At 68.9% G+C, this 25016-nt stretch carries 28 protein-coding genes; 14 read left to right on the top strand and 14 right to left on the bottom strand.

Features of this window, described 5'->3' with window-relative positions:
• Nucleotides 1-3 precede the first annotated feature (3 nt).
• Genes ABTZ43_RS06005 through ABTZ43_RS05990 form a run of 4 tightly spaced genes read right to left on the bottom strand, consistent with a single transcriptional unit; the run spans nucleotide 4 to nucleotide 5039 of the window.
• Entirely contained in the window at nucleotides 4-858 is an 855-nt protein-coding gene (locus ABTZ43_RS06005) for a carbohydrate ABC transporter permease (RefSeq protein ID WP_350538170.1), read from the bottom strand.
• Between the two features lie 2 nt (nucleotides 859-860).
• Entirely contained in the window at nucleotides 861-1772 is a 912-nt protein-coding gene (locus ABTZ43_RS06000; protein ID WP_350538169.1) for a carbohydrate ABC transporter permease, read from the bottom strand.
• A complete protein-coding gene (locus ABTZ43_RS05995) occupies nucleotides 1757-3061 on the bottom strand; it encodes an ABC transporter substrate-binding protein (protein ID WP_350538168.1) in 1305 nt (434 codons plus the stop codon). The genes ABTZ43_RS06000 and ABTZ43_RS05995 overlap by 16 nt, the downstream gene beginning before the upstream one ends.
• Before the next feature lie 43 nt (nucleotides 3062-3104).
• Nucleotides 3105-5039, bottom strand: coding sequence for a glycoside hydrolase 5 family protein (locus ABTZ43_RS05990; RefSeq protein WP_350538167.1), 1935 nt, complete (start codon nucleotides 5037-5039; stop codon nucleotides 3105-3107).
• Nucleotides 5040-5105: 66 nt separating this feature from the next.
• Here ABTZ43_RS05990 and ABTZ43_RS05985 point away from each other — a divergent pair, with 66 nt between their 5' ends.
• A complete protein-coding gene (locus tag ABTZ43_RS05985; protein WP_350538166.1) occupies nucleotides 5106-5726 on the top strand; it encodes a TetR/AcrR family transcriptional regulator in 621 nt (206 codons plus the stop codon).
• A gap of 144 nt (nucleotides 5727-5870) precedes the next feature.
• Here the strand turns inward: ABTZ43_RS05985 and ABTZ43_RS05980 are convergent, their stop codons facing one another.
• Entirely contained in the window at nucleotides 5871-6356 is a 486-nt protein-coding gene (locus tag ABTZ43_RS05980) for an FBP domain-containing protein (protein WP_149422409.1), read from the bottom strand.
• 326 nt (nucleotides 6357-6682) lie between these two features.
• Here ABTZ43_RS05980 and ABTZ43_RS05975 point away from each other — a divergent pair, with 326 nt between their 5' ends.
• Complete coding sequence (locus ABTZ43_RS05975) at nucleotides 6683-7030, top strand: hypothetical protein (RefSeq protein ID WP_350538165.1); 348 nt, start codon at nucleotides 6683-6685, stop codon at nucleotides 7028-7030.
• A gap of 19 nt (nucleotides 7031-7049) precedes the next feature.
• Here ABTZ43_RS05975 and ABTZ43_RS05970 read toward each other — a convergent pair whose 3' ends face one another.
• Nucleotides 7050-7451 carry a four-helix bundle copper-binding protein gene (locus ABTZ43_RS05970; RefSeq protein ID WP_350538164.1) on the bottom strand — a complete coding sequence of 134 codons (402 nt, stop codon included), beginning with the start codon at nucleotides 7449-7451 and terminating at the stop codon, nucleotides 7050-7052.
• Nucleotides 7452-7657: 206 nt separating this feature from the next.
• On the opposite strand from ABTZ43_RS05970, the gene ABTZ43_RS05965 reads away from it, so the two are divergent.
• The 8 genes from ABTZ43_RS05965 to ABTZ43_RS05930 all read left to right on the top strand — a co-directional run bounded on the left by ABTZ43_RS05965 (nucleotide 7658) and on the right by ABTZ43_RS05930 (nucleotide 13590).
• On the top strand, nucleotides 7658-7864 hold the full coding sequence (locus ABTZ43_RS05965; RefSeq protein ID WP_149422407.1) for a CsbD family protein: 207 nt from the start codon (nucleotides 7658-7660) through the stop codon (nucleotides 7862-7864).
• 65 nt (nucleotides 7865-7929) lie between these two features.
• A complete protein-coding gene (locus ABTZ43_RS05960) occupies nucleotides 7930-8196 on the top strand; it encodes a DUF7218 family protein (RefSeq protein ID WP_056415735.1) in 267 nt (88 codons plus the stop codon).
• Nucleotides 8197-8206: 10 nt separating this feature from the next.
• The gene (locus ABTZ43_RS05955) at nucleotides 8207-9277 is read left to right on the top strand and encodes a carboxylate-amine ligase (protein WP_350538163.1); all 1071 of its coding nucleotides are present in this window, start codon (nucleotides 8207-8209) and stop codon (nucleotides 9275-9277) included.
• Between the two features lie 55 nt (nucleotides 9278-9332).
• On the top strand, nucleotides 9333-10739 hold the full coding sequence (locus tag ABTZ43_RS05950) for an MFS transporter (protein WP_350538162.1): 1407 nt from the start codon (nucleotides 9333-9335) through the stop codon (nucleotides 10737-10739).
• A gap of 57 nt (nucleotides 10740-10796) precedes the next feature.
• Nucleotides 10797-11492: a DUF899 family protein gene (locus tag ABTZ43_RS05945; RefSeq protein WP_350538161.1), complete on the top strand. Its 696-nt coding sequence runs from the start codon at nucleotides 10797-10799 to the stop codon at nucleotides 11490-11492.
• Nucleotides 11493-11497: 5 nt separating this feature from the next.
• Nucleotides 11498-12301, top strand: a complete 804-nt coding sequence (locus ABTZ43_RS05940; RefSeq protein ID WP_350538160.1) for an endo alpha-1,4 polygalactosaminidase — start codon at nucleotides 11498-11500, stop codon at nucleotides 12299-12301.
• A 36-nt stretch (nucleotides 12302-12337) separates the two neighbouring features.
• Nucleotides 12338-13036 (top strand): hypothetical protein, encoded by a 699-nt coding sequence (locus ABTZ43_RS05935; RefSeq protein ID WP_350538159.1) that lies wholly within the window; start codon nucleotides 12338-12340, stop codon nucleotides 13034-13036.
• Entirely contained in the window at nucleotides 13033-13590 is a 558-nt protein-coding gene (locus ABTZ43_RS05930; protein WP_149422402.1) for a hypothetical protein, read from the top strand. The genes ABTZ43_RS05935 and ABTZ43_RS05930 overlap by 4 nt, the downstream gene beginning before the upstream one ends.
• A 350-nt stretch (nucleotides 13591-13940) precedes the next feature.
• Here the strand turns inward: ABTZ43_RS05930 and ABTZ43_RS05925 are convergent, their stop codons facing one another.
• The gene (locus ABTZ43_RS05925) at nucleotides 13941-15236 is read right to left on the bottom strand and encodes a hypothetical protein (RefSeq protein ID WP_350538158.1); all 1296 of its coding nucleotides are present in this window, start codon (nucleotides 15234-15236) and stop codon (nucleotides 13941-13943) included.
• Nucleotides 15237-15462: 226 nt separating this feature from the next.
• Here ABTZ43_RS05925 and ABTZ43_RS05920 point away from each other — a divergent pair, with 226 nt between their 5' ends.
• Nucleotides 15463-15900 (top strand): SRPBCC family protein, encoded by a 438-nt coding sequence (locus tag ABTZ43_RS05920; protein WP_056415718.1) that lies wholly within the window; start codon nucleotides 15463-15465, stop codon nucleotides 15898-15900.
• Between the two features lie 135 nt (nucleotides 15901-16035).
• Nucleotides 16036-16854, top strand: a complete 819-nt coding sequence (locus tag ABTZ43_RS05915; protein ID WP_350538157.1) for a CPBP family intramembrane glutamic endopeptidase — start codon at nucleotides 16036-16038, stop codon at nucleotides 16852-16854.
• A gap of 3 nt (nucleotides 16855-16857) precedes the next feature.
• Here ABTZ43_RS05915 and ABTZ43_RS05910 read toward each other — a convergent pair whose 3' ends face one another.
• Entirely contained in the window at nucleotides 16858-18042 is a 1185-nt protein-coding gene (locus ABTZ43_RS05910) for a zinc-dependent alcohol dehydrogenase (protein WP_149422398.1), read from the bottom strand.
• A gap of 230 nt (nucleotides 18043-18272) precedes the next feature.
• On the opposite strand from ABTZ43_RS05910, the gene ABTZ43_RS05905 reads away from it, so the two are divergent.
• Together ABTZ43_RS05905 and ABTZ43_RS05900 are read left to right on the top strand one after the other, a co-directional pair.
• Nucleotides 18273-18617 carry a DUF7882 family protein gene (locus tag ABTZ43_RS05905; protein WP_056415709.1) on the top strand — a complete coding sequence of 115 codons (345 nt, stop codon included), beginning with the start codon at nucleotides 18273-18275 and terminating at the stop codon, nucleotides 18615-18617.
• A gap of 73 nt (nucleotides 18618-18690) precedes the next feature.
• Entirely contained in the window at nucleotides 18691-20091 is a 1401-nt protein-coding gene (locus ABTZ43_RS05900) for a threonine/serine exporter family protein (protein ID WP_056415706.1), read from the top strand.
• Nucleotides 20092-20100: 9 nt separating this feature from the next.
• On the opposite strand, the gene ABTZ43_RS05895 is transcribed toward ABTZ43_RS05900, so the two are convergent.
• The 6 genes from ABTZ43_RS05895 to ABTZ43_RS05870 all read right to left on the bottom strand — a co-directional run bounded on the left by ABTZ43_RS05895 (nucleotide 20101) and on the right by ABTZ43_RS05870 (nucleotide 25009).
• Nucleotides 20101-20736, bottom strand: a complete 636-nt coding sequence (locus ABTZ43_RS05895) for a DUF1684 domain-containing protein (RefSeq protein WP_350538156.1) — start codon at nucleotides 20734-20736, stop codon at nucleotides 20101-20103.
• Nucleotides 20737-20802: 66 nt separating this feature from the next.
• Nucleotides 20803-21891 (bottom strand): alkene reductase, encoded by a 1089-nt coding sequence (locus tag ABTZ43_RS05890; RefSeq protein WP_350538182.1) that lies wholly within the window; start codon nucleotides 21889-21891, stop codon nucleotides 20803-20805.
• 39 nt (nucleotides 21892-21930) lie between these two features.
• Nucleotides 21931-22464, bottom strand: a complete 534-nt coding sequence (locus ABTZ43_RS05885; RefSeq protein WP_350538155.1) for a MarR family winged helix-turn-helix transcriptional regulator — start codon at nucleotides 22462-22464, stop codon at nucleotides 21931-21933.
• 84 nt (nucleotides 22465-22548) lie between these two features.
• Nucleotides 22549-23505 (bottom strand): ABC transporter substrate-binding protein, encoded by a 957-nt coding sequence (locus ABTZ43_RS05880; protein ID WP_350538154.1) that lies wholly within the window; start codon nucleotides 23503-23505, stop codon nucleotides 22549-22551.
• Nucleotides 23502-24272, bottom strand: coding sequence for an ABC transporter permease (locus ABTZ43_RS05875; protein WP_149422392.1), 771 nt, complete (start codon nucleotides 24270-24272; stop codon nucleotides 23502-23504). The genes ABTZ43_RS05880 and ABTZ43_RS05875 overlap by 4 nt, the downstream gene beginning before the upstream one ends.
• Entirely contained in the window at nucleotides 24272-25009 is a 738-nt protein-coding gene (locus tag ABTZ43_RS05870; RefSeq protein ID WP_350538153.1) for an ABC transporter permease, read from the bottom strand. Before ABTZ43_RS05870 ends, ABTZ43_RS05875 begins: the two co-directional genes overlap by 1 nt.
• Nucleotides 25010-25016: the final 7 nt, after the last annotated feature.

Here is a 25016-nt window from a genome sequence, read left to right as displayed (position 1 = left end):
GGGTCAGCCCTTCACCGCACCTGCGGCGAAGGCGTCGATCAGACGCCGCCGCAAGATCGCATAGACCACGAAGACGGGCAGGATACTGACCACGACGCCGGCGGCCAGCCGGCCGAGGTCGACGTCAGCGCCCTGGAAGGCGCCCTCGTTACGGAGCAGGGGAAGAGCGACCTGCACCGTGTAGGAGGTGCTGTTGGTGATGACCTGCGCGAAGATGTACTCGTTCCAGGCGGCGAGGAAGCAGAGGATTGCGACGGTCGTGAGACCCGGCACCACGATCGGCAGCAGCACGTGGCGCAACCGCGACGCCAGGCCGGCCCCGTCGAGCTCGGCCGACTCCTCGATCTCTTTCGGGATGGCGCGGAAGAAGGGCACCAGCAGCAGCACGGCCAGCGGGATGTTCATGGCCGCGTAGAACAGGATCAGGAAGAACAGCGGAGCCTGGATCAGCCCGGAGCGCACGGCGATCAGGTAGACCGGCACGAGCACCGCGAACTGCGGGATGAGGAACGCCAGTCCGAATGCCAGCTGGGCACCCGAGGAGAACCGGTTCACGCGCCGGGCGATGCCGTGGGCGGCCGGTGCAGCGAACAGGATGGTGAGCACCACGGATCCGGCCGCGACCAGGAGCGAGTTGCCCTCGGCCGCCACGAGGTTCACGGCGTCGTTCGCATCGAAGAACTTCTCGAAGCTGAAGGAGCTGGGAAGCCCCAACGGGTTCAGGGATATCTCGGCGTTCGTCTTGAACGCGCTGACCACCACGTAGTAGAGGGGAACCAGGATCGCCGCGGCATAGAGCACGACCGGGATGTAAGCGGCGGTCCAGCCGGCGGCGGAGCGGAAGCGGAGGGATCGCATGGTCAGTCCTTCGTGCGGAACGCGTAGCGGATGATGCCCATGCCCAGCAGACCCACCAGCAGGCCGACCACGCCGATGGTCTGGCTGTAGCCGAGCCGTCCCGAGACGAAAGCCTGGTCGTAGAGGTAGAAGGACAGGGTCATGGTGGTGGAACCCGGTCCGCCTTTGGTGAGCAGGAGGACCGTTCCGGCCGAACCGAGGAACAGCCAGAGGAACTGCAGCATGGTCATGAGGCCGATGAAGTCCTTCGAGAGCGGCATCGCGATAGCGAAGATCTCGCGCCAGATGCCTGCGCCGTCCAGCCTGGCCGCTTCGTACACCTCATCGGGGATCCGGCCGAGCGCCGAGGAGAAGATCACGGCCGTGGCACCGATGCCCGCCCAGGCTTCGGTGGCGATCACCGCGGCCAGCGCGGTGGCGGGGTCGGCGAGCCAGACCCGGCCCAGGTCGCCCAGGCCGATGACGTCGAGGATGCTGTTGATGGCGCCGTTGGGCTGGTAGAGGCCTGTGAACATCATCGCCCGCGCAGATGCCGAGACGATCCACGGGGTGAAGAAGATGATGGAGAGCACCGCGTGCCCGCGCGGCCGGCGGGAGAGGAAGAAGCCCAGCAGGAAGCCGAACGGGATGATCAGCAACAGCCCGATCCCCACGTAGAGGATCGTGTTGACGACCGCCACGCGCAGGATCTGATCCTGGAAGAGATAGGCATAGTTGTCCAGCCCATTGGGCTGGGGGGAGGCCACGAGGCTGTTCCAGCTGAAGAAGCTGAGCACGATCATCGCAACGAGAGGCGCCACCATGAACAGCCCATACCAGGCCAGAGCGGGAGTGACCTCCGCGACCTGGCCGGCGGCCCCCCGGCGGCGGGCCGAAGCACGCCGCCGGGGGGTGTCGATCACTGTGCCTGCCACGCCTGCTCCAGGCTCTGCGTCAGCTGTTCCGCGGTGGTGCCGGGCACGAAGGCCTGGGTGCTGGCGCGGAAGAAGGCGCTGGTGACCGTCGGCGAGAGCGAGTTGTACGTCGGCGTGTAGACGGTGGTCGCGTCAGGCAGCTGCTCCTGCGATGCCACGTTCAGCGACGGGAGTGCCGAGGTGTCAAGGGTGAGGTACCCCGGCTTCGCCGGCGAGATGTAGCCGATGTTCACGAACTGCGCGAGGTTCTCCGGTTCGTAGAGGAACGAGATGAACTTCTGCACGGCGTCGATGTTCTTCTGCCCGTTCGGCGACACCCACACCCCGGTCGACTGACCGGCGAAGCTCACCGGCTTGGAGATCGGCGACGACGACGCCAGCGGGAAGCCGCCGAGCTGGATGTTCACGTCGGGGAAGGTGCTCTCCGCGTTGCCGTAGCCCCAGGACCCGTCGAAGAGCATCGCCGCCTCGCCCGCGCCGAACGCCGCGATCTGGTCGGAGTAGCTCAGGCCTGCGGAGTCGTCGGCGAAGACGCCGGCCGCCTGGAGTTCCAGGATGCCGTCGATCACCTTCTGGCCGGTGGCGCCCGACCAGTCGCCGGAGGCGTACAGCTCGGTCACCTCTTCTTCGCTCAGCAGCGAGAGGGCGACGAGGGTGACCACGGCCGGTGCGGGGTAGTCCGCACCACCCACCACGAACGGCTGCACGCCGACGGCGCGGAGCGCCTTCGAATCAGCGATGAGTTCGTCCCAGGTGGAGGGAGGAGCACTGATGCCGGCCTGGGAGAAGAGGTCCATGTTGAACCACATCGGCCAGTTGTATCCCTCGAGGGGGAAGGCCTGGAGCGCGCCGTCGGAGGTCTTCCATGCCGACAAGGCGTTGTCGGCGAAGACGTCGCTCAGGCCCCATTCATCGAGGTAGGTCGACACATCGACGGTGGCGCCGTTCGCGAGCCACGTGGTGGGGTCGCCCACCAGGTTCGTCAGGACCAGATCCTGCTCGTTGCCGGCGACCACTGACTTGCCGTAAGTGGTCGGCAGATCGGTCTGCAGCACGAAGTCGTTGGTGACCGTGATGCCGGTCTCCTTCTGGAAGTCCGCGGCCATCGTCGTGAGCCAGGCGCCGGCTGGGCTGTCGGCGGAGTAGAGACTGAGCGTCGTGACGGTGTCGTCGCCGCCGCTCGATGGAGCGTCTCCCGTGGAGCAGGCCGCTGTTCCGAGAGCCAGGGCGACGACGGTGCCTGCCGCGAGGGCGGCCCGGCGTGTCCGGCGGGTGGTGGGTGATGTCATTGCTGTGGTGCCTTTCTCGTCATTGAGGGTGTGAGGTGGAGAGTCAGGAAGTGGAGTCGAGCGGTGCCATGGCGATGATCGCGGCATCGAAGGGCGCGAGGGACGTCTCGAGATCGGCACGGCCGGCCATGCGGACGGTCACCTCACGCCGTTCGCCGGCTTCGCTGATCAGCACGATGCTCGGTTCGCCGTCTGGACCGTGCACGAGGTCACCGTAGACGTCGGGTGCCGAGACCTGCACGGGACCCGCCGCGTCGGCGATCTCGGCGAGGGCCCGGTAGAGCCGAACGATGCTACTGCGATCGACGAAGCCGGTGCGCGCGGCGAACAGCTCGACCGGGTAGGTGCAGAGCACCAGCCGGCCCGCGCCCGTCTCGTGCACGAGGAGTGCCGGGCGCCCCTCGGCATCCCGGGCGACGACGCGCGCCTCGGTCGCCTCGACCGGGAGGACGGCGCGGGCGATGTCGGGGCCGCCGACCGGGAGCACCAGTTGCTCGCCCGCGGCCAGATCGCCGAACGCCTCCTCGAAGTGCAGCACGACGGTATCGCCTGTGACAGGCTCGGCGAGGCCGTACCGTGCGGCGTGGCGCACACCGAAGGTCTGGTCGACGCCCGGCCACCACCAGCCGCGCTGGTTGAGGGTCTCCCCGCAGCTGAAGCTGACCCAGACGGTGGACCCGGCGCGGGCGGCATCGGCGAGGGCCCGAGCTCCCGGCGTGGTGATCGCCTTGGCCGACGGCACCACGAGCAGGGGCAGCGCCGGCACGTCCGCGTCGTCGCGGACGATAGCGGGGGCGAGGTCGGCGAGCCGGGCGGCGATATAGCCCTCGAGCAGTGCGTCTCGCAGGGCGGGGGACTCCTCCGGCCCCCAGAAGGGGAACCCGCCGTCGAAGTAGCTGCTCACCACGAGGCCGGTTCGGGTCGATGCTCTGGTCGCGTGCGCGAGTCCGCGATCGCGGACCGCCCTGGCGAACGCGCCGAGTTCACGCAACGCGGGTTTCGGGGTGCCGTCGGCCGTGGTGAGCCCGAAGTGCAACTCGAACGGGCGGTGGTTGTAGGGTTCCTGCGCGTCGAGGTCGAAGTCGGTGTTGTTCCAGCCGAGCCAGCCCGTCACTCCGGCGGCCAGGGTCGAGTGGAGCACCTGACGGTAGTAGTCCGCCGCGTTGTCGTCGGCGGCGAACTCGCTGGTGACGCCGAACTCCTCCATCACGACCGGCTTCCCGTGAGGCGCGCACAGTTCGGCGTTGAAGGCGGGGATGAGGTTCTGCCGAACCGGGTCGTCGTTCATGTGGTACGAATGCGGACCGATCCAGTCGGTGAGCGGGGCCGACCACGACAGCCGGAACCCGTTGTCCTGGCCCATCACCTCCAGACCCCACGCCCCGTCGCCGAGGGAGACGGGCTGGGTGGCTCCGGCCGCCCTGACCGCCGCCACCATGAGCTCCGACCAGGTGCGCACGGCCGCGCCGTCGACACGCTCGACCGGGCCCATCAGGCCTCCTCCGCCCCCGTAGAGCGGCATCTCGTTCGAGATCAGCCAGCCCGCCACCGCGGGGTGCTCGGCGAAGCGCTCGGTCATCTGCTGGATGAACCACGCCTGCCGACCCACCATCCAGACGTCGGTGTAGAGGTCGCGTCCGTTCCGCCAGGCCGGGTCCCAGTTCTGTCCCGACATGTGCCCGACGATGAAGGTCGGAATCGTGGTGAGGCCCGTCTCGGAGTGGAGGTCGAGGAAACGGGCGAAGGCCCGGCAGAGTTCCTCGTCGATCTCGTACGGCTCGGGGTGGAAGTCTGGCCAGAAGAAGAACGAGCGGGTGACGGTGAGGGAGTGATCGGCGAGCGTCTGCAACTCCTCGCGCACGACCGTCTCGTCGAAGCTGCGCCACATGAATGGGCCGCCGACGCGGGACCAGAAGTTCACGCCGATCCAGGCGTCGGGCAGGGCCGTCATCGGCCGGGCGATGTCAGGAATGGTCACGGTGCTACGGACTCCGTTCACGTCATTGGGAGAGGTTGCCTCGACAGTAGCCCTAAAACAGCTCACGTGCAATATTTTCAGAACGTCTGTCGTACAGTGGTCTCCGTGGCAGGCAGAAAAGCGCGGGGACCGTACGCGAAATCGGTCGCGCAGCGCGACAACATCCTCGCGGCCGCGCGTCGCGTGTTCGCCCAGTTCGGCTACAGCGGTTCGTCGATGCGCGGCATCGCCGAAGAGGCCGGCATCACGTTCACGGGGCTCCGTCATCACTTCGCGACGAAGGACGAACTGCTCATCGCGGTGCTGGAGCAGCGCGATCAGGAGCACAGCACCCAGCAGGCGGACGTGCACGGCATGGACCTGCTCGATGCCCTGGTGGCACTGCTGGACCAGGTGCTGGAGGATCCCGCCATCACGGAGGTGTTCACGACGGTGTCCGGAGAGGCCGTCGGTCGGGACCATCCCGCTCATCAGTTCTTCGTCGACCGGTATGCGCGCATCCGTGCCCAATTCGCGGGCGAACTGAGGGCCGCCGAAGCCGCTGGCGGTCATCTCGCCCTGGAACCTGAGCAGGCTGCCGTCCTGCTGGCCGCCATCATGGACGGCCTGCAACTGCAATGGCTGCTCGACGAGTCGGTCGATGTGCACGGGGCGTTCGCGGCCTTCATCCGGCTCGCCCGCGGCTGAGCCCTCGCTCCTCGGCCGTGAGCCGATCCTCCCGTCCCTCCCGATCCTCGCTCAGGAACTCCGCGGCGATCGTGCAGCAGGCAGGCGGCCGAGAGCGCCTGCTCGTCGTCTCTCCTCCGTCAACGACGATCCGGGTCAGTACGTCTAGCCCCGGACGGCCGCGATGAACGCCCCGACGTGCTCCTGCAGCCTGAGGATGCGCATCTCACGGGCGAGCTCCCGGTCGTATCCCTCATAGGCCAAGGGCGGCAGCATCCGCACGTTCCGCGAGCATCCGAACTCCGCGCACAGCAGGGTCCCGATGCTGTCGCCCTTGCGGCCGGCGGGGCCCGCCTTGCGTGCGACGTAGAGCTGCACGTCGTTGCGGAGCGTCACGTCCTCGCACCAGGAGCACTGCGCCCTGGCGAGAACGCGCTGCTCCGCCCGCTGCAGCATGACGCCGGTGACGACGTCGTCGACCCAGGCGACGACGTATGAGCGACGGGGGAGCTTCGGATCGACCCAGCCGAGGTAGTCGAGCTTCTCGACGTCGAGGTCGGCGAAGCCCGGGGGCAGGGTCAGGTCGGAGACCTCTTTGCGGGAGGCGTTGAGGAAGGAGGCGCGCAGAGTGCGCTCGTCGATGGGACGCATGAGGGTGCAGACTTTCGTGTCGGCCGCGCGAGGCGGCGGGCCGCCGAGCGGCGGCAGGAGAAGAGGGAGCGCATCACGACGGATGCGGGTACGACGGGCCACCGGGGACGGGATGTTCCGCCTCCGGCCGATCGTCAGCCTCTGTCCGTGGCGCGGAATGCGCCCACGGCTCCGTTCCGCGCTCTACCCGGCGTCCGGGGAGCACTCTTCGACAACAGCACCCGGAGAGTCTACGCCCGTTTGTTTCACCGCGTGTCGGTCCCGGTTCCCTCGGTGTCGCGACCGACCTACTCTTGCCGGAACGTCCACTCACGAAGGAGACCACCGTGTCCACGCCGCTGAACAGCCTTCCGCCCCTCTCGGTGCGTGAGCGTTCCGCGTGCATGTGCCGGCACGGCTTCGCGTGCTCCTCCTTCGCCGACGGCCACGCCCTGCACCTCATCCAGGCGCGCATGGCATCGGCGACGCCGAGCGACTGGGTCGATGCGGTCGTGGAGCACGCCGACGCGCTCTCGGGAACCCTCGCCGTGCGCACACTCGACGGCACCGCCCACGAGATCTGGAGTGCGGCGGGGGCCGCTCTCGAAGCTCCCGTCGGCACCCCGGTCGCGCTGCACGTGCGCTACGGCGTCCTGTCCGTGGGGCGGACGCAGTTCAACATCGCACTCGTCTGAGACGTTCGGGGAGCGAGCCTCAGGCGCTCGCCATCATCATGTCCTTCACTGCCATGCAGGCATCCATGCAGTCCTTGCAGGCCTGAGCGCACATCCGGCAGACTTCGCTGTGATCCGCATGCTGCATGCACTCGTCCATGCAGGTCTGGCACATGGCGATGCAGGCGTCGAGCATCGCCATCATCGACGCGGGGGTCATCCCCTGCATCCGCAGCATCGACCTCATCATGGTGCCCGCCATGTCGGCGCAGTTCATGCACGCGGGGCTGCAGTCCATCATCTGCGTCGAGCACACGGTGCACGCCTGCTCGCATGCCGCGCAGGCGTCCATGCACGCCTGCAGGACGGACATGTCCATCGCCGCCATGTCGGGCATCGACTTCATGCTCTGCGTCATGGCGCCCATCATCATCGAGTCCATCTGTACCGCCTCCGTCGTCGGCCGCAGCCGGGGTGAGAACGGGCAGGACCACCCGCCTGAGGGCCAGGCTAGTCCGCCCGGACGTCCACGTCGACGGTCGATCCGCGGCTCTCACGAGCCGCGCTCGTTGTCAATCCCGTGTGCAGCATCCGTGGCCCGTGCGAGGTTGGTCGGACATTGATCGACAGATGAGAGGACGGCACGCCATGAGCGGAGCAGACGACATCAAGAACTCGGCCGAGAAGGTCGGCGGCAAGATCAAAGAGGGCGTCGGCAAGGTCACCGACAACGAGAAGCTCGAGGCCGAGGGCCGCGCCGACCAGACCAAGGCGTCGGCCAAGCAGGCCGGCGAGAACGTGAAGGATGCCGCGCACAACGCCGGCGAGAACCTTCGGGACGGTCTCAAGGACTGAGTGTCCCTCACCGGCGGGCGCGAGCCCGCCGGTGCAGTCCCGCCGACGAGAGAGGAGTAGAGGTCATGCCCGGACGCAGGAACAGTTCGCTCAAGGATCCGGAGCTCTACGAGGAGCTCCGAGACGACGGCGCCTCGAAGGAGAAGGCCGCGCGCATCTCGAATGCGGCGGCGAGGGACGGCCGCAGCGCGGTCGGCAGACGCGGCGGAGAGCATGGCGACTACGAGGACTGGACGGTCTCGGAGTTGCGCGCCCGCGCCAAGGAGCTGGGCTTGTCGGGCTACAGCCGCATGCGCAAAGAGAAGCTGATCTCCACGCTCAGGGACCACTAGGTTCACCCCCGTGGCCCGATTCGGCATCGAAGAGGAGTTCGTACTGCTCGATGAGCAGACCCTCGTCCCCTCGGGCATGAGCGTCGAGGCGCGCGACGAGATCCTGCGAGACGTCGGTCCCGGCCTCACCGCGGAGTACCTCACGTGCCAGCTCGAGTCGGCCACCGCGCCCGTCACCACCACCGAGCAGGCCAGGGCGGATCTGCGGCGAACGCGCAGTCGTCTGGGACGCGCGGCCCAGATGCACGGCGCCATCGTCGCCTGCTCCGGCACGCCGTTCATCTCCCCCAACCGCTTCGTGGTCTCGTCCTCCCCCCACTACGACGCCGTCTCGGCGCAGCTGGGTGAGATCACGCGCGAGCACGAGGTGAACGGGGTGCACGTGCACGTCGAGGTCGACGGCGACGAGGAGCGCGTACGCGTGCTCAACCGCATCCGCGCCTGGCTGCCCACCCTGCTCGCGCTGACCGGCAATTCCCCCTTCACCCACGGCCGCGATTCCGGATTCGCGAGCTGGCGCAGCATCCTGATCCACCGGATGCCGTCGTCGTGGAGCCCTCCGCACTTCGAGGACCTCGACGACTACCGCACCCGCATCGATCAGCTCATCTCGATGGGGGCGATCGCGGATGCGAGTTCGCTGTCATGGACGGTGCGGCTGTCGGAGCGCTTCCCGACGGTCGAGGTGCGGGTGTTCGACGCGCAGCTCGATTCCGAAGACACCCTTCTCGCCGCCGCCCTGTGTCGCGGCATCATGACCAGCGACGCCTTCGACGCAGCGGCGCCGATGCCGCTCGACGTGATCGACGCGTCGCTGTGGACGGCCGCACGATTCGGGCCGGATGCGCGACTCGTCGATCCGCTCACCGGCGAGGTCGCCTCCGTCCGACGCATCAGTGCGGGTCTGCTCGACCGTCTCACCCCGACCCTCGATCGACTGGGCGACGCCGATCTCGTCGCCGAGGGGCTCGCGCGCATCGCGACGGACGGCACCGGAGCGCAGCGGCAGCTGCGCGCCTACGCCGAGAACGGCACCGCGGGGCTGCGCGACCTCTACCTCGAGGGCACCGCGACGCTCTGACGCGCGCGTCGGCGGCGCCGCCCCGGCCGTCCCCGGGCGGGAGTAGTGTCTGGCTGTGGCCACCTCCCGCTTCGCCCCGCTCCAACGTCTGGTGATCTCGGTCGCCGTGCTCGCCTCGTTCGTGACGTTCCTCGATGGGACGGTGGTGACCGTCGCGCTGCCCGCGATCAGCAGGGAGCTCGGCGGCGGCATCACGACCCAGCAGTGGGTGGTCGACGCGTACCTGATCACCCTCAGCGCCCTGATCCTCCTCGCGGGGTCGCTGTCCGACGCCTATGGCCGGGTGCTCGTGATGCGCATCGGGTTGATCGCGTTCGGCGTCGCGTCGGTCGCGGTGGCCGCAGCGCCCGATCCGCTCATCCTGATCATCGCCCGGGCTGCGCAGGGAGCGGCCGGTGCTCTGCTGGTGCCGAGTTCACTGGCCCTGATCACGGCGACCATGCGCGCCGACGTGCAGTCACGCGCGATCGGCACCTGGACGGCATTCACGACCGGCGCTCAGCTGGTCGGCCCGCTGCTGGGCGGACTGTTCGTCGACTACCTGTCGTGGCGGTTCGTGTTCCTCATCAACGTGCTCCCGATCGCCGTCACGCTGGTGCTGCTGTCGCGTCTGAAGCTCGCCGAGAAGCCGAGCGGCGTGAAGGTCGACTGGCTCAGCGGCGCCCTGTGCGCGATCGGCCTCGGCGCGGTCGTGTTCGCGCTGATCGAGCAGCCGAACCTCGGCTGGCAGTCCCCCGCGATCTGGGTGCCCGGCCTCACGGGGGCGGCCCTGTTCGCGTGGTTCCTGGTGCGCCAGCAGCGTTCGACCGCTCCCCTCATGCCGCTCTCGCTGTTCCGCGTGCGCGACTTCGCCTGGGGCAATGTGGCGACCCTGTTCGTGTACGCCGCCCTCTCGCTCAACGGCTTCGTGGTCGGCGTCTACCTGCAGCAGGGTGCGGGGCTCACCGCCACCGCCGCGGGGCTCGCCAGCCTGCCGCTGACGATCCTGATGATCCTCCTCAGCTCACGCGCCGGATCGTGGGCGGGCAGGTTCGGGCCCCGCATCTTCATGACGGTCGGACCGATCGTCATGGCCGCGGGTGCGCTGCTTCTGCTGACGGTCGCCGAGAGCTTCGACTACTGGTGGCAGGTGCTGCCGGCCATGATCGTGATGGGACTCGGTCTGTCTCTGACGGTCGCGCCGCTCACCTCGGCGATCCTCGGGGCCATCGACGAGTCGCGCTCCGGCATCGCATCCGCCGTCAACAACGCCGTGTCCCGTGTCGCGGGCCTGCTCGTCGTGGCGATGCTGTCGACCATCATCGGCGGCACCCTCGATCTCGCGGGCTTCCACAACGCCGCTCTGGTCACCGCGAGCCTGCTCGTGCTCGGTGGCGTGGTGTCGTGGATCGGCATCCGTCGCAACCCGGCCGAAGACGCGCCCGCCGAGACGGTCGACGGAGCCTCGACGCCCATCGGTTGACCGTGTCGGTGGCCGGGCGCAGACTGAGTTCACCGCCCGAGCATCCGGAGGTCCGTCATGAGCAGCACCCCGTCTCCCCTTCCGCCCATCGTCGATGCCGACATGTGGCGTCGCGATCTCGAGGCACTGCATGTGCGCGAGAAGGCGGCGACCCGTGAACTCGACGCGATCGCCGCGCAGCGGCGTCGTCTGCCGATTGTGCAGCTGCCGCCCTACACGCTCATCGGCGCCGACGGGCCGGTGGGTCTCGCCGAGATCTTCGGCGAGCATCCGCAGCTCATCGTGTACAACCACATGTGGTCCGACGGCAACGAGTGGCAGTGCCCCGGCTGCACCGGCTTCACCTCGCAGTTCACACGGCTCGACGTGCTCGAGCGGTACTACGACGCGCGCTTCGTGATCGTGACGAACGGACCGATCGACGAGGCCCTGGCGTATCGCGACCGGGTCGGCAACCGGATGGACTGGTACTCGAGCGCCGACAGCACCTTCGGCGCGGACATGGATGCCGGGCCGAACGAGGGCTTCGCGGTGAACGTCCTGCTGCGCGACGGTGACACCGTGTACCGCACGTGGCACACGAACGGCCGCGGCACCGAGCGCCTCAGCCACGTGCAGGGGCTGGTGGACCTCCTCCCCTACGGCCGCCAGGAGGAGTGGGAGGACTCGCCCGCCGGATGGCCGCAGCACGGCACGTACGATCAGGGGATGGGTTCGAAAGAGATCGCCGCACTGTACGGGGCCGGCAACTGAGGCGCGTGACGGCCGCGGTGGCCGCGGCCCTGCTCGCCCTCGCTCTGGCCGGCTGCGCGCAGGCCTCGGCGCCGGATGCCGCGGATGCCGCTCTCCCGCCGGCGGGCGCCACCCCCGATTACCAGCTCGGCGGCGGCTACGATCCGGCAGACGGCGTCGGCATCGTGGGCCGCGATCGGTCGGACGAACCGGCGGACGGACTGTACTCGGTCTGCTACGTCAACGGGTTCCAGACGCAGCCCGGTGAGCTCGAGTCCTGGCCGAGGGACCTGGTGCTGCAGCGCGGCGGCGAGCCGGTGTTCGATCCGGACTGGCCGGATGAGGCTCTGCTCGACACGTCGACGGACGATCGACGTCAGCGCATCGCCGAGACCGTCGGGGCCTGGATCGAGGGGTGTGCGACGTCGGGCTTCGACGCGGTCGAGTTCGACAACCTCGACTCGTACACGCGATCTCATGACGCGCTCACGCTCGACGACAACCTCGCCCTCGCCACCCTGCTCGTCGATGTCGCCCACGCCTCGGGGCTCGCGGCAGGGCAGAAGAACGCGGCGGAGGATGCGGTGGTCCTGCACGAGCGCGCCGGGTTCGACTTCGCCGTGGTCGAACAGTGCGCGGTCTACGAGGAATGCGGCGTCTACGCCGCCGTCTACGGCGATGCCGTGATCGACATCGAGTACAGCGACGAGCTCCCCCGGTCGTTCGGCGAGATGTGCGCCGATCCCGAGTCCCCGGCCTCGATGGTGCTGCGCGACCGCGACCTCGTCACTCCGGATGTCGAGGGGTACGTGTTCGAGACCTGCCCATGACCGTCGCCGCGCGAAGGGCGTGAGTAGGCTGACCCCGTGAGCATGACGGGGGATCACGAGGGAGCGGGTCATGACACCGCCCCGCCCGTGCTGTCCGCGCGCGCGATCATCGCGCGGTGGGGTCGGGCGATCCTCGACGTACCACGGGGAATCTGGATCGCCGCGGCGACGGCCACCGCTGTCCTGCTCGTGGTGGGCGTGACGGGCGGTTTCACCCGGGCCACCGTGCACCCGCCCGAACTCGGCGTCGGCGACGAGGCACGCATGTCGACCTACGCGATCACGGTGCTCGGCGCCGAGGTCGCCACGGAGATCGAATCCGAGTATCTGAGCGCCGACCCGGGCGAAAAGCTCCTCGTGATGACCACGCGCATGGAGAACCTGACGGATGCTCCGATCGGCGTCGGCACCACCGCCGACCGCACTTCCACCAACATCATCAATATCCCGGGCCCACTCCTCGATCTGGCGGATGCGACGGCGACCGATGCCTCCGTGTCGGTCTGGCGCGCCGACGGCTCGGCCGGACAGGTGATCCTCCAGCCGGGCGTGCCCAGTCAGGTCACCTTCGCCTGGACCGTGCCGGAGGAGGCGCTCTCGGACGGCGAGGTCTCGCTCGACGTACACGAGGCGGAGGTGCGTCGCGGGAGAGTGCTGATCTCGTCGACTGCGGTCAGCTGGCGCGCCGCAGAAGTCGGCGCGCGCATCACCGTCGCCGCGGAGGATGCGCGATGAAGCGCGCCCGCCCCTGGATCCTGGGCGGCGTGCTGCTGCTCGGCGCCGGAGCGCTCACCGCCGTCACCCCCGGCGACGACGCGGTGATCGGCCCCCTTCTGCTGCGTGGGGCGGTCGGCGACGCCGTGCAGTCGCGCTCTCTGATCGCGACGGCGTCCGACGCGACCTTCGCCGATGAGGTCGCCGTTCCCACCTCCCACTGGAGCGCAGAGGGCAACTGGCTCGTGGTGAGGGTCACCGCCTCTGCACCCACCACCGAGGCGGATGCCGCGATCCAGCTGGCGGCGCTGGCGATCGGCGACCGCGTGTTCCACTCCAGCGAACGGGTCGCGACGACTCTCAAGGGTGCACCGCTGCGGGTCGGCACGGACACCGAGGGCATGCTGGCGTTCGAGCTGCCTCCCGACGTCGTCGCGGGAACCGCGGAGCTGCGCCTGACCACCTCGTATTACACCGCCGAGCTCGACGACCTCATCGCCATATCCCTCGCTCTGGACGACCTGCCACGAGTTCCGACCCTCGACATCGAGGCCCCCGCATGGAGCACTCCGTGAGCTGGTGGCGCAGGCAACGCACGGCGCTGATCGCGCTCGTCGTCGCCGCTGTCGCGATGGTCGCGGTCACGATCTGGCTCGACATCCTGCCGAGCGCGCGTCCGACCGACCGGGTCGTCGAGGCCGACACGAGCGTCGACATCGCCGGGCAGACCCTGACACTCGGCGCCACCGAGTGGGGCGAGTTCGAGGCTCCGTCGGGCTCGCGCACGCTCAGCGTGCGGTTGTCGTCGAGCGGAGGTCTCGACGCCTCGCTCTGCGGCCGGTCGACACTCACCGAGCCGGACTCATCGCGCACCTGGATCAGCTCGCGAAAGGGCCTCGAGGTCTCGTCCGATGACGGCGAGAGCTCATGCACCGTCGAGACGGATGCGTACCGGATCCTGCTCGTCTTCCTGCTTCCCGACGACGCCGACGGGCCGTTCCGGCTCGACATCGAGGGCAGCGACGACGATCTCGCCCGGTTCGACATCGACCCGTGAGGGTCGGGTGTCGAGCTCTGACTGAGGTCGACCGAGCACCCCGTCGTATGCCGTCACGACGATCGCGACCCTGAGCGGCTCGGTCACTGCAGCGACCGCCACAGTGACCAGGGGGAAGAGTCCGGCCCAGAACGATGCCTCGTGGCCGCCGATCAGCTGAAATACGGCGCGGGTCCCCGCCTGCTCGGCGAGCGCCCAGGCCGCGTAGGCGAGCGCGTAGGCGCCGTAGAGCAGCGGTCCTCCTCGCCAGATCACGGTGACTGCGGCCCACAGCCCTTCCAGGCGCATCACCAGGGTGCGCGCGACGCTCATCGCCGCGCTCCGCGCCGCGCCTCGCGCCGCCGCTCCCCCCCAGCGCCCGAGAGAGGGGGTGGAATCGAAGGTGGTGCCGAAGATCACGCCTGCGACCGTCAGCCAGGCCGCAGGCACGATGAGGGCCGCGACCAGGATGCCGACGACCCAGGCCGCTCCCTCCCACACGATCGCGACCGGGGCGAGATTGACGGCGAACCAGTCGCCGACGCCCTGCACCCAGCCGACCGCCTCTCGCTGGGAGAACCAGTCGAGCACCCCCGCCCACCAGCGGGCGACGAACATGAACAGCATGAACGTCCACAGCGCCTCGGCGTACGTCGCGAGGATGATCGTCCAGCGTGGCAACCGTGCGGCGTAGCGGGCGAAGAGCAGACGCGCAACGAAGGCGACGAGAAGCACGGCAAGCGGCAGGACGCCGACCGCGATCAGGCCGCCTCGGTCGCCGAGCTGAGCGGGATCGTATCCGACACCCGCGACCGCGACCGAATTCGCGATCTGGAAGAACTCGATCTGGTCGGCGTCGAGCAGGCCCCACGCCGTGTAGAACGCGAAGAAGGGCAGGATCGCGGCCAGCGTGGCGGAGGCGAACTCGCGGATGCCTCCGGCGTCCTCTCTGCGGCTGTGCGGCAGCGACGGCCGCACCGTCAGGTACATCGCGACGTACGAGACGAGTCGAGCGGCGACCGCGAGCGGCAGCAGCAGCAGACCGCCGAGTGTGGTGTGGCCGCCGACGAAACCCGCGAGCTCGATGAGCACCCGGTGCAGAGCCTCTCCCCCGAGGTACCACGCCATGAGCGCGGGCCAGTGCCCGGCGACGATGCGCGCGAAGATCCGGAAGGCCTGCGACATGTGCCCTACCGTAGCCGGTCACGCGCCCGGCCTGTGGCGGAGGCCCACCGAGGGAACGGGCACGCATCGCAGGGCGCCCGTTCCCTCGGTGCATCACGCAGCACGGCCGTCAACCCCCTCGGTCAAGGGCGTGACCGGCCCGCACGATACAGGGAGGATCGCCGCAGACGGACCGCGTCCGCGTGACTGAGAACCCGCGACCGCGTGACCGAGAACAGGAGTCGACATGGCGAAGAACGTACGCACGATGAGCTGCATCCCGGAGGACGTGTTCCGGGTTCTGGGGAACGGCTGGCTCTACCCCGCCTGGGTCGTCGGCGCATCGAGGATGCGCGACGTCGACGAGACCTGGCCCCGGCCGGGCGCCGAACTCCACCACTCGGTGGGGGTCTGGCCGGCGCTCCTCGACGACACGACCGTGGTCGAGGAATGGGATCCGCCGCACCGCATGGTGATGCGGGCCAAGGGCTGGCCGATCGGCGAAGCACGCGTCACCCTGCGCGTGCGCTCGTACGGCGACGGAACGATGGTGCGCATCGACGAGGAGCCCGTGAGCGGACCGGCCACGCTGCTGCCGGGCGTGCTCACGACGCCCCTGCTGCGCTGGCGGAACTCCGAGACGCTGCACCGGCTGGCGTACCTCGCCGAAGGTCTCGCCGCCTGACCCGCACCGCCTGCCCCACGCCGCCTGCCCCGCACCGCGTGATCCGTACCGGCATCCGCCTCTGCCGCGCGGAGGGAACCAACCCATATATTGGTGCGAAGGGGCCGCGACCGTCGCGGATGCGACGGGAGATCCATGAGCGAGGCGACACGGTCGGGCTGGACCCGCTTCTGGGACCGCGGTGGCTGGTGGCGTGCCGTGGTGCTGGTCGTCGTGTACTTCGTCCTCTACAACGGCCTCTCGCTGCTGCTGACACCGCTCGCCACGCAGATCGACGATCCGGGCAGCGCAGCGGGCATCCTCGTCTTCTACGCCGCGCCGATCCTGATCGGATGCCTGCTCCTGGTCGGCTTCGCCGCGTCGGTCGGCTGGCTGCATCAGCTCTTCCGTCCGCAGCCGATCCGCGGGCGCGGCTGGATGTGGATCGCTGTCGCCGTGGTGCTCCTGTTCAACGTGCTGCATCTGCTCTCGTTCGACTACGAAGCCGCGGGGACGCAGGTCGTCGCGACCTGGCTGCTCACGGGACTCTTCATCGGCTTCGCCGAGGAGGTGCTCACCCGGGGACTCGTGGTCACGCTGCTCCGCCGGGCCGGGCAGCGCGAGATCGTCGTGGCGGTGATCTCGTCGGCGCTGTTCGCGGCGCTGCACGCCGGCAACCTCCTCACTGGCCAGTCGCTGCCCGCGACCCTGTTCCAGCTCGTCTACACGTTCGCCTTCGGCGTCTGCATGTACCTCGCGATGCGGGTGACGGGAACGATCATCGCGCCGATCCTGCTGCACGCGAGCACGGATCCCAGCATCTTTCTGCACACCGCCTATCCGGTGGAAGGAGCCCTGAGCTCGCTCGCGGGCGTCGGGAACCCCGCGGTGATCGTGGTCGGGCTCATCGCACTGTTCTTCATCCGCGGGCGGGTGGGACGGGATCAGGCGGCCCCGTCGTACGGGGCCGCCTGACCGTCACACCGCGGAGGGCTGCAGCACCACCTTGATGCAGCCGTCCTCCTTGCGCTGGAATGTCTCGTACAGCTTCGGTGCGTCCTCGAGCGGCGCGGTGTGGGTGGTGAGGTCCATCACGCCCAGCGGATCCGCGAGGTCCTCGACCAGGGGCATCAGGTCGTCGATCCAGCGCTTCACGTTGCACTGCCCCATGCGCAGGCTGATCTGCTTGTCGAACATGGTCTTCATCGGCAGGATGTCGGCATCTCCCGCATACACGCCGCTCAGAGACACCGTCCCTCCGCGTCGTACGACGTCGATCGACGAATACAGCGCGGCGAGGCGATCGATGCCCGCCTTGTCGAAGACCTGCCGGGCCGCCGCATCGGGGAGCAGGCCCACCGCCTTCTGCACGAGCGAGACGCCAGGGTTTCCGTGAGCCTCCATGCCGACGGCGTCGACGGCGGCATCCGCACCTCGCCCTCCTGTGAGGTCCCTCAGCTGCTCGACGATGTCGTCGGTGAGGTCGAAGACCTCGGCGCCGTGGCGTGCGGCCATATCGCGCCGCTCGGCGACAGGGTCGACGGCGAGCACACGGTATCCGCGGTGCGCGCCGATCCGCGCCACGAACTGGCCGACCGGCCCCAGACCCATCACGGCGAGAGTGCCCCCCTCGGGGACCTCCGCGTACTCCACGCCCTGCCACGCCGTCGGCAGGATGTCGCTGAGGAACAGGTAGCGCTCATCGGGGAGGTCGGAGGCGACCTTGATGTGGTTGTAGTCCGCGAGCGGCACGCGCAGGTACTCCGCCTGTCCACCGGGCACCTGCCCGTAGAGCTTGGTGTAGCCGAAGAGCGAGGCTCCGCTGCCGTACTCCTTCACCTGGGTCGTCTCGCACTGCGACTGCAGGCCGCGCAGGCAGAAGAAGCAGTGCCCGCAGGAGATGGTGAACGGCACCACGACACGGTCTCCGACGGCCAGGTCCTTCACCGCGCCTCCGACTTCCACCACGACGCCCATGGGCTCGTGACCGAGGATGTCGCCCCGGTCGAGGAACGGCCCGAGGAGTTCGTACAGGTGCAGATCCGAGCCGCAGATCGCCGACGAGGTGATCCGCACGATCGCATCCGTCGGATGCTCGATCACGGGATCCGGCACCTCCTCGACCGCCACGGAGCGGGTGCCCTGCCAGGTGAGTGCCTTCATCGTTCGTCCTCCTCGTCGTTCACCGGTCTTCCAGACTCCACACCCGTCGGCGGATCGGCACAGAGGGTTGACAGACGCTCGACCCGGGTGCCGACGTCACGCCATGCGCACTGATCCTGAGAGAGATCGCAGCCCGAGGGGTGGGTATCTGTGGGAAGCTGGAATACCGCCAGTGATCATCCTGATTGCACCGCGTGGCACGGGTTCCGTGGCGAACTGAGGAGATCACGATGGGCAAGCTCGTCTATGAAGGAAGCGTCAAGGCGGAGATCGAGGACCGGGCGCTGACGCACCTGCAGCTGGTCATCACCACCAAGCTGCGTCGCGGTGAGCCGTTCTCGTTCACCTGGCGCGAGGACATGAGCGTGGGCGGCGGACGCACGACCGTATGGGTGCACGCCGGCAGCTCGCTCGTGTTCAAGTACAGCGGCAGCAGGCAGCCCTCGATCAACCGCAACTGGATCGAGGCTCTCGCGTTCACCGCGAACGCCCCCAGCGGCCTCTACCTGGTCCCGGAGCCTTCGGAGCCCGCCTCCGCGCCGGTCCAGAAGGCACCGACCCCGGCCTTCGCCTGACGTCGTCCCGACGATCCGCTCGCAGTCCTGCGGGTCGCCGGAACACGCGTCTCCGAGGCGGGAGAATGAGGCTATGGCCCAGAATCCCCCACGGCGACTGCTCGCCTCCGTGCGCAGAGTCCTGCACACCGATCCGTCGGCTGTGGCCCTCACCGAGGCCATGCCCGTCATCGACGAGCGCACGGTGCCGCGGGTCCTCGATCTCGCCACCCGCATCGGTGAATCGATGTTCGGAGTGGGCGCGTCGGCGCACGAGGTGACCCTCGCCATCACCCGCATCTGCGCGGCGTACGGCATGCGCGACGTGCAGGTCGACGTCACCTACAACTCGATCACCGTCTCGTTCCACCTGAGCGGCGAGGTCTGGCCCGAGACCCTCGTCCGCGTCGTGCGCGTCGCCGCCCCCGATCATGCGAAGCTGCAGCGGGTGCAGGCACTCGTCGCCGACATCGACGACGGGCTCGACCTCGAATCCGCTCGCATCGCCTTCAAGGCGCTGCGCCGGCTCCCCTTCCGCTACCAGCAGCCGGTGGTGATCGTGGCCAGGGCGCTGCTGGCCGTCGGCGTCAGCATCATGCTGGGAGCATCGCCGATCGTCGTCGGGCTCACCTTCGTGGCCGCTCTCTGCGCCGCACTGACCCAGGCCGGCCTCGCCCGCATCAGGGTCCCCCTCTTCTTCAGCCAGATCGCCGGTGGATTCGTGACCACGATCGTCGCCGTGGCGGTGTCGGCGCTCGGCGCGGCCGGGATCGAGCCGTTCGTCGGCATCCGCCCCTCGATCATCGTGGCGTCCGGAATCGTGCTCATGCTCGCCGGGCTCACCGTGGTCGGCGCCGCGCAGGATGCGATCGACGGCTTCGCGCTGACCGCAGGCGGACGCATCCTCGATCTCACGATGCAGACGCTCGGCGTGGTGATCGGCATCCTCGTCGGACTCGAGCTCGGCAAGGTGTTCGGCTTCACCATGGGACTCCCCGATGATCCCGCCCCCTTCGGGCCGCTGGTGAACCAGTTCGCGGGCGCGATCATCGTGGCGATCGCCGTCGCGGTCTTCAACGGCGCCGGCCTCAGGATCATCCTCGTCAGCGCGCTGCTGAGCGCCGTCACCATCGCCGGCTACACGGCGATGACCGGTCTCAACCTGCATCCGGCCGCGGCGAGCGCGATCGGCGCGCTGGCCTCGAGCTTCATCGGCATGCTCATCGCCCGCAACCTGCATGTGCCGTCGGTCGCCGTCACGACCGCCGCCATCGTCCCCCTGGTGCCCGGTGTCGCGGTGTTCCAGGGGCTGCTCGAGATGGTGCACGCCGTGGGGACGCAGAGCGGCGTGGTCGGTACGGGCGGATCGCTGATCGGCGCCGCGGTGATCGGGATCGGGCTCGCCTCCGGCGCCTCGCTCGGCCTCTACCTGGGCACGCCGGTCCGAGCCACGCTCAGCAGCGTCGCGAAGACGCGGGCGCGCGTCCGGCGCTGACCCGGGCGGTCAGTCGGCGGTGCCCGCGTACATCTCGCCCACCGGAATCGCCACCGACAGCACGTTGCCCGGCTGCGCCAGAGGGCAGGCCCATGCCGGGTCATAGGCGCACGACGGGTTGTAGGCGAAGTTGAAGTCGAGGACGATCGTGCCGCGCTCGGCATCCGATCCGAGGTCTGCGCCCTTGATCGTGTCGATCAGGTAGCGGCCGCCCCCGTAGGTGCCGCCGGGGCGTCCGGCCAGCGCGTCGCGCACCGGGATGAACAATCCCCCGCCATAAGTCGTCAGGCGCCAGATGTCGAGCGAGCCGGTGTCGGGGATCTCCACCCTGCCGATGCGCTCGAACGGCACGACGCCGTCGGTTCCGGTCGCGAAGTCGAATCCGCCGGGATCGGCGGGCAGGATCGGCAGCTCGAAACGCCACTGCGGATCGTACGAGGCGATGGGCAGCCCTTCGAACAGGGCCCTGTCGCCCGCACGCAGCGGAGTCGCCGGGTGATGCAGCATGAGGTCGTCGCGTTCGATGCGCCAGAGCTCGTGCGCCTCCTCCGGCGATTCCGCCTGCCGGACGGCGTCGTACAGGGCGAACACACGGCGTCGCCAGTCGACGACCTCGGCGGCGGTGCGGGCTTTCGTGAGCGTCATGGGGTTCAGGCTACGCGCCAGGCCTGTCGGATCGCTCAGGTTCGGGATCCGACAGGCGTTCTCCGCTCAGGCGCCGGTGCGCACCGTCTCGAGCGAGGGGTAGTCGGTGTAGCCCTCGCCGGTGCGGCCGTAGAACAGCGCGGGGCGCGGCTCGTTGAGCTCGGCTCCCTGACGCCAGCGCTCGACGAGGTCGGGGTTGGCGATCACGGGGCGGCCGACGGCGACGGCATCCGCCCATCCGTCGTCGACGAGGCCTTCGGCCTCTTCCCGGGTCGTGACGAGCCCGAATCCCGAGTTGATGATCAGGGGTGCACCGAGCGCGCGGCGGATGCGCTGGACGAGCTCGCCCGTGGGGGCGGCGTTCAGGATGTCGACGAAGGCGAGGCCCAGCGGGCGGAGCCCGTCGGCGACGGCGAGGTAGGTCGCGAGCGCATCGGCGTCGTCCTCCTCGAGGACGCCCTGGATGTTGTGCTGCGGCGACAGGCGGATGCCGGTCCGGTCGCCGCCGACGGCCTCGGCGACCGCGGTCGTGACCTCGATCGCGAACCGCGCACGGTTCTCCGGAGACCCGCCGTACCGGTCGTCGCGGACGTTCGACACGGGCGAGAGGAACTCCTGCACCAGGTAGCCGTTGGCGCCGTGCACCTCGACGCCGTCGAGACCGGCGGCGATCGCGTTGCGGGCGGCCTGCACGAACTGCTCGATCACCTCGGGGATCTCGTCGAGGGTCAGAGCGTGCGCGACCGGCATGTCGACCTTGCCCTCGGGCGTGTGCGTCTGACCGGGAGCGGCGAGAGCGCTCGGCGCGACCACGCGGGGTTCTCCGGAGATCGCCGGGTGCGAGACGCGACCGCCGTGCATGAGCTGCATCACGATCGTGCCGCCCTCTTCGTGCACGGCGTCGGCGATGCGACGCCAGCCCTCGATCTGCGCGGGCGTCACGATGCCGGGCTGTCCGGGGTACGACTTGCCCTCGGCCGCGGGCCACGTGCCCTCGGTGAGGATGAGACCCTGCCCCGCGCGCTGACGGTAGTACTCCACCATCGTCTCGGTGGGCACGCCGTCATCGTCCGCACGGGTGCGGGTCAGCGGCGCCATGACGACGCGGTTGGACAGCGGAAGGGCGCCGAAGACGGCGGGCTCGTAAAGACTCACAGTGAGGGTCAAGTCGCGTCGCTCGTCGCGTATTCCCGGTCAGGATGCCGGAGTCTTGCCGTCCGCACCGTCGGATGCCCCGCCACCGAGTTCCGAGAGCATCTCGGCGAAGCGATCGAGGTCGGCCTGCGACCACTGGCCGAGCCGCGCGGCCAGTCGGGCTTCATAGCGCGAGCGCGCGGCCGTGACCTTCTCCTGAGCGAGTGCGGTCGCGACGAGAACCCGCGCTCGCCGATCGTCGGGATCCCGCACGCTCTCGACCAGCCCGAGCTGCTCGAGCTGCCGCACCTGGCGACTGACGGCGGTCTTGTCGGTCTGCAGTCGTTCGATGATCGCGCCGGCCGACGTCGCCTTGCCGGTCGCGATCGAAGTGAGCACCTGGTAGCCGAGCGGCTGAAGATCGGGATGCACGGTCTGCGCCGCCTCCCGCCAGCTCACGCGGATGCGGGCGAAGAGCCGCCCCAGCTCGTGCTCGACGCGCGACACCGCCTCGTCGAGATCGAGAGCCCCCGCGGATGCGGCGTCCTGGGCGGATGCGTCGGGTCCGGCGTGTTCGTCGGAAGAGGCACTCATGATCGCCATGATACGGCGAAGCCCCGCTGCCGGTGCGACAGCGGGGCGTCGATCAGATCGTGGACGGGTGATCCGTCCGCACGGTCACTTGTCGAGCAGGCCTGCGGCGGTGAGCCACTCTTCCGCCGCCGTCGCAGCCGATGCCTTCTCGTCGCCCTCGACCCGGTTGCGCAGCTCGATCAGGTCGTCGGTGGTGAGCTTCGCCGAGATCGCGTTGAGCACCTCTGCGAGCTTGTCCGTGTAGATGTCCTTCGAGAGCAGCGGGATGACGTTCTGCGCCGAGATCATGTTCTCGGGGTCGTCGAGCACGACGAGATCCTCGGACTTGATCGCCGGAGAGGTCGTGTAGATGTCCGCCACCTGCACCGTGCCGTCGACGAGCGCCTGCACGGTGTCGGGGCCGCCGAAGTCCTCGTACGGGACGAACGTGACCTGACCGGCTTCCGTGCCGACGCCGTAGACGTCGCGCAGGCCCGGGATGCCGTACCCGAGCTCGCCGAACTGCGGGTTCGAGGCGAGCGAGAAGGGCTCCAGCGCCTTCAGGTCGCCGATCGCCTTCAGGTCGTTCTCCTCGGCGGTCTTCTTCGTCACCACGTAGGCGTCCTTGTCCTCGGCCTCAGCCGAGTCGAGCACCTGCAGATCGTCTGCACCCACGGCATCCGGCAGCGCGGCGTCGACGTCCTCGGTCGTCCGCTCCTCGTAGGCCGTGTCGTAGTAGGCCAGCAGGTTGCCGTTGTACTCCGGGATGAGGTTGATCGACCCGTCCTGGAGAGCGGGGATGGTCTGCTGTCGCGGACCGATGTTGAACTTCGTGGAGACGTCGAAGCCTTCGCCCTCGAGCGCCTGCGCGTAGATCTCGCCGAGGATCTCGCTCTCGGGGAAGGCGAAGGAGCCCACGATGATGGCGTCGCCGTCGGCGGCCCCGCCGGACTCGCCGCCGGACGACGTCGGGTCGGAGGTCGCGCAGCCGGTGAGTGCGACGGTGGTGCTGACGGCGAGCAGGCAGGCTGTCAGCCAGGTCTTGCGGGCTCGAGAGGTCATGCGGGGGTCCTTTCGTCGAGGATCGGCGCCACAGCGGCATCCGATCTGTTTCGCTGAACGCTGCGGAGGGGACGCCTCGCCTGTCCCCGAGTGCGGGTGAGACGCTGGAGAAGCGCGAAGACGCCGTCGATGACGAGGGCGAGGGCGGTGACCAGGAGCGCGCCGCCGAGGATCACGGTGTAGTCGTTGAGGCCGATGCCGGAGGAGATGATGCGCCCCAGGCCGCCGAGTCCGACGTACGACGCGATCGTCACCGTCGCGATCACCTGCAGGGTGGCCGAGCGGATCCCGCCGATGATCACGGGAAGACCGAGCGGGATCTCGACCTTGCGCAGGATCTGCATCTCCGTCATCCCGATCGAGCGCGCCGCATCGATCGCCTCGCGGCCGACGCTCTCGAGCCCCGCGTAGGCGCCGGCGAGCAGCGACGGGATGGCCAGCAGGACGAACGCGATGACGGAGCCTACGAGCACGGCCGGAGTGGTGCTGAGGCCGGAGCGCAGCACCATCGTGAGGAAGAACAGGAGCCCCAGCGTGGGGAGGGCGCGCATCGCACCGGTGAAGCCGATGACGAACTGCCGACCGCGCCCGGTGTGCCCGATGTAGAAGCCGAGCGGAAGAGCGATCAGCATCGCGATGGCGAGCGAGACCCCCGAGTAGAGGAGGTGCTCGACGAGCCGGTCGCCGATGGGCAGCGGACTCTGCGAGCCCGGCACCCAGTTGGCGGGATCGAAGATCCAGGCGATGGCGTCGAGGAAGAAGTTCATCAGACACCCGCTCCCGGGGGCGCGAGCAGCCGACCGCCGCCGGCACCCGCATCGGCGGCCGTGGTGTCGCTGCCGGTGGGCGCGCCACCCTGCGCACGTGCGCCGGCCGCGCGGCTCCAGGGCATCAGAACCCGCCCGATCGCCACCAGGATCAGATCGAAGACGAGGGCGATGAGCAGACTCATGACGATCCCGACGACGACCTCCTCGAGGATGCCGCGCTGCTTGCCGTTCTGGAAGAGGTAGCCGAGGTTCTCGGAGCCGATGATCACACCCACCGAGACGAGGGCGATGGTCGACACGGAGACGACGCGGAGGCCGGCGACGAGCACCGGCCCGGCGAGCGGGAACTCGACGCGCCAGAACCGGCCGCCTCGCGAGAAGCCGACGGCCTTCGCCGACTCGATGATCGCCCGATCGACGGATCCGAACGCATCGGTGGCCGAGCGCAGCATGATCGCGACCGCGTAGATCGTGAGCGCCACGACCAGGTTCGTGTCATCGAGGATCCGGGTGCCGAGGATGACCGGCAGGATGACGAACAGCGGCAGCGACGGGATCGTGTAGAGCAGGCTGCCCGTGGTGATGATGAACGTCCTGGCGATGCGATTGCGACTGGCCACCCACCCCAGCGGCACCGCGATCACGAAGCCGAGGAGGATGGGCACGATCGCCAGACGGACGTGATTGATCGTGAGATCGAATATCAGGCCGAGGTTGGAGGCGATCCAGTTCACCGAAGCA

Origin of the sequence: Microbacterium sp. NPDC097977 (assembly GCF_040302605.1) — a bacterium.
In the GTDB taxonomy this organism is placed as follows: domain Bacteria; phylum Actinomycetota; class Actinomycetes; order Actinomycetales; family Microbacteriaceae; genus Microbacterium.
This window is presented reverse-complemented; position numbering and strand designations above follow the sequence as displayed.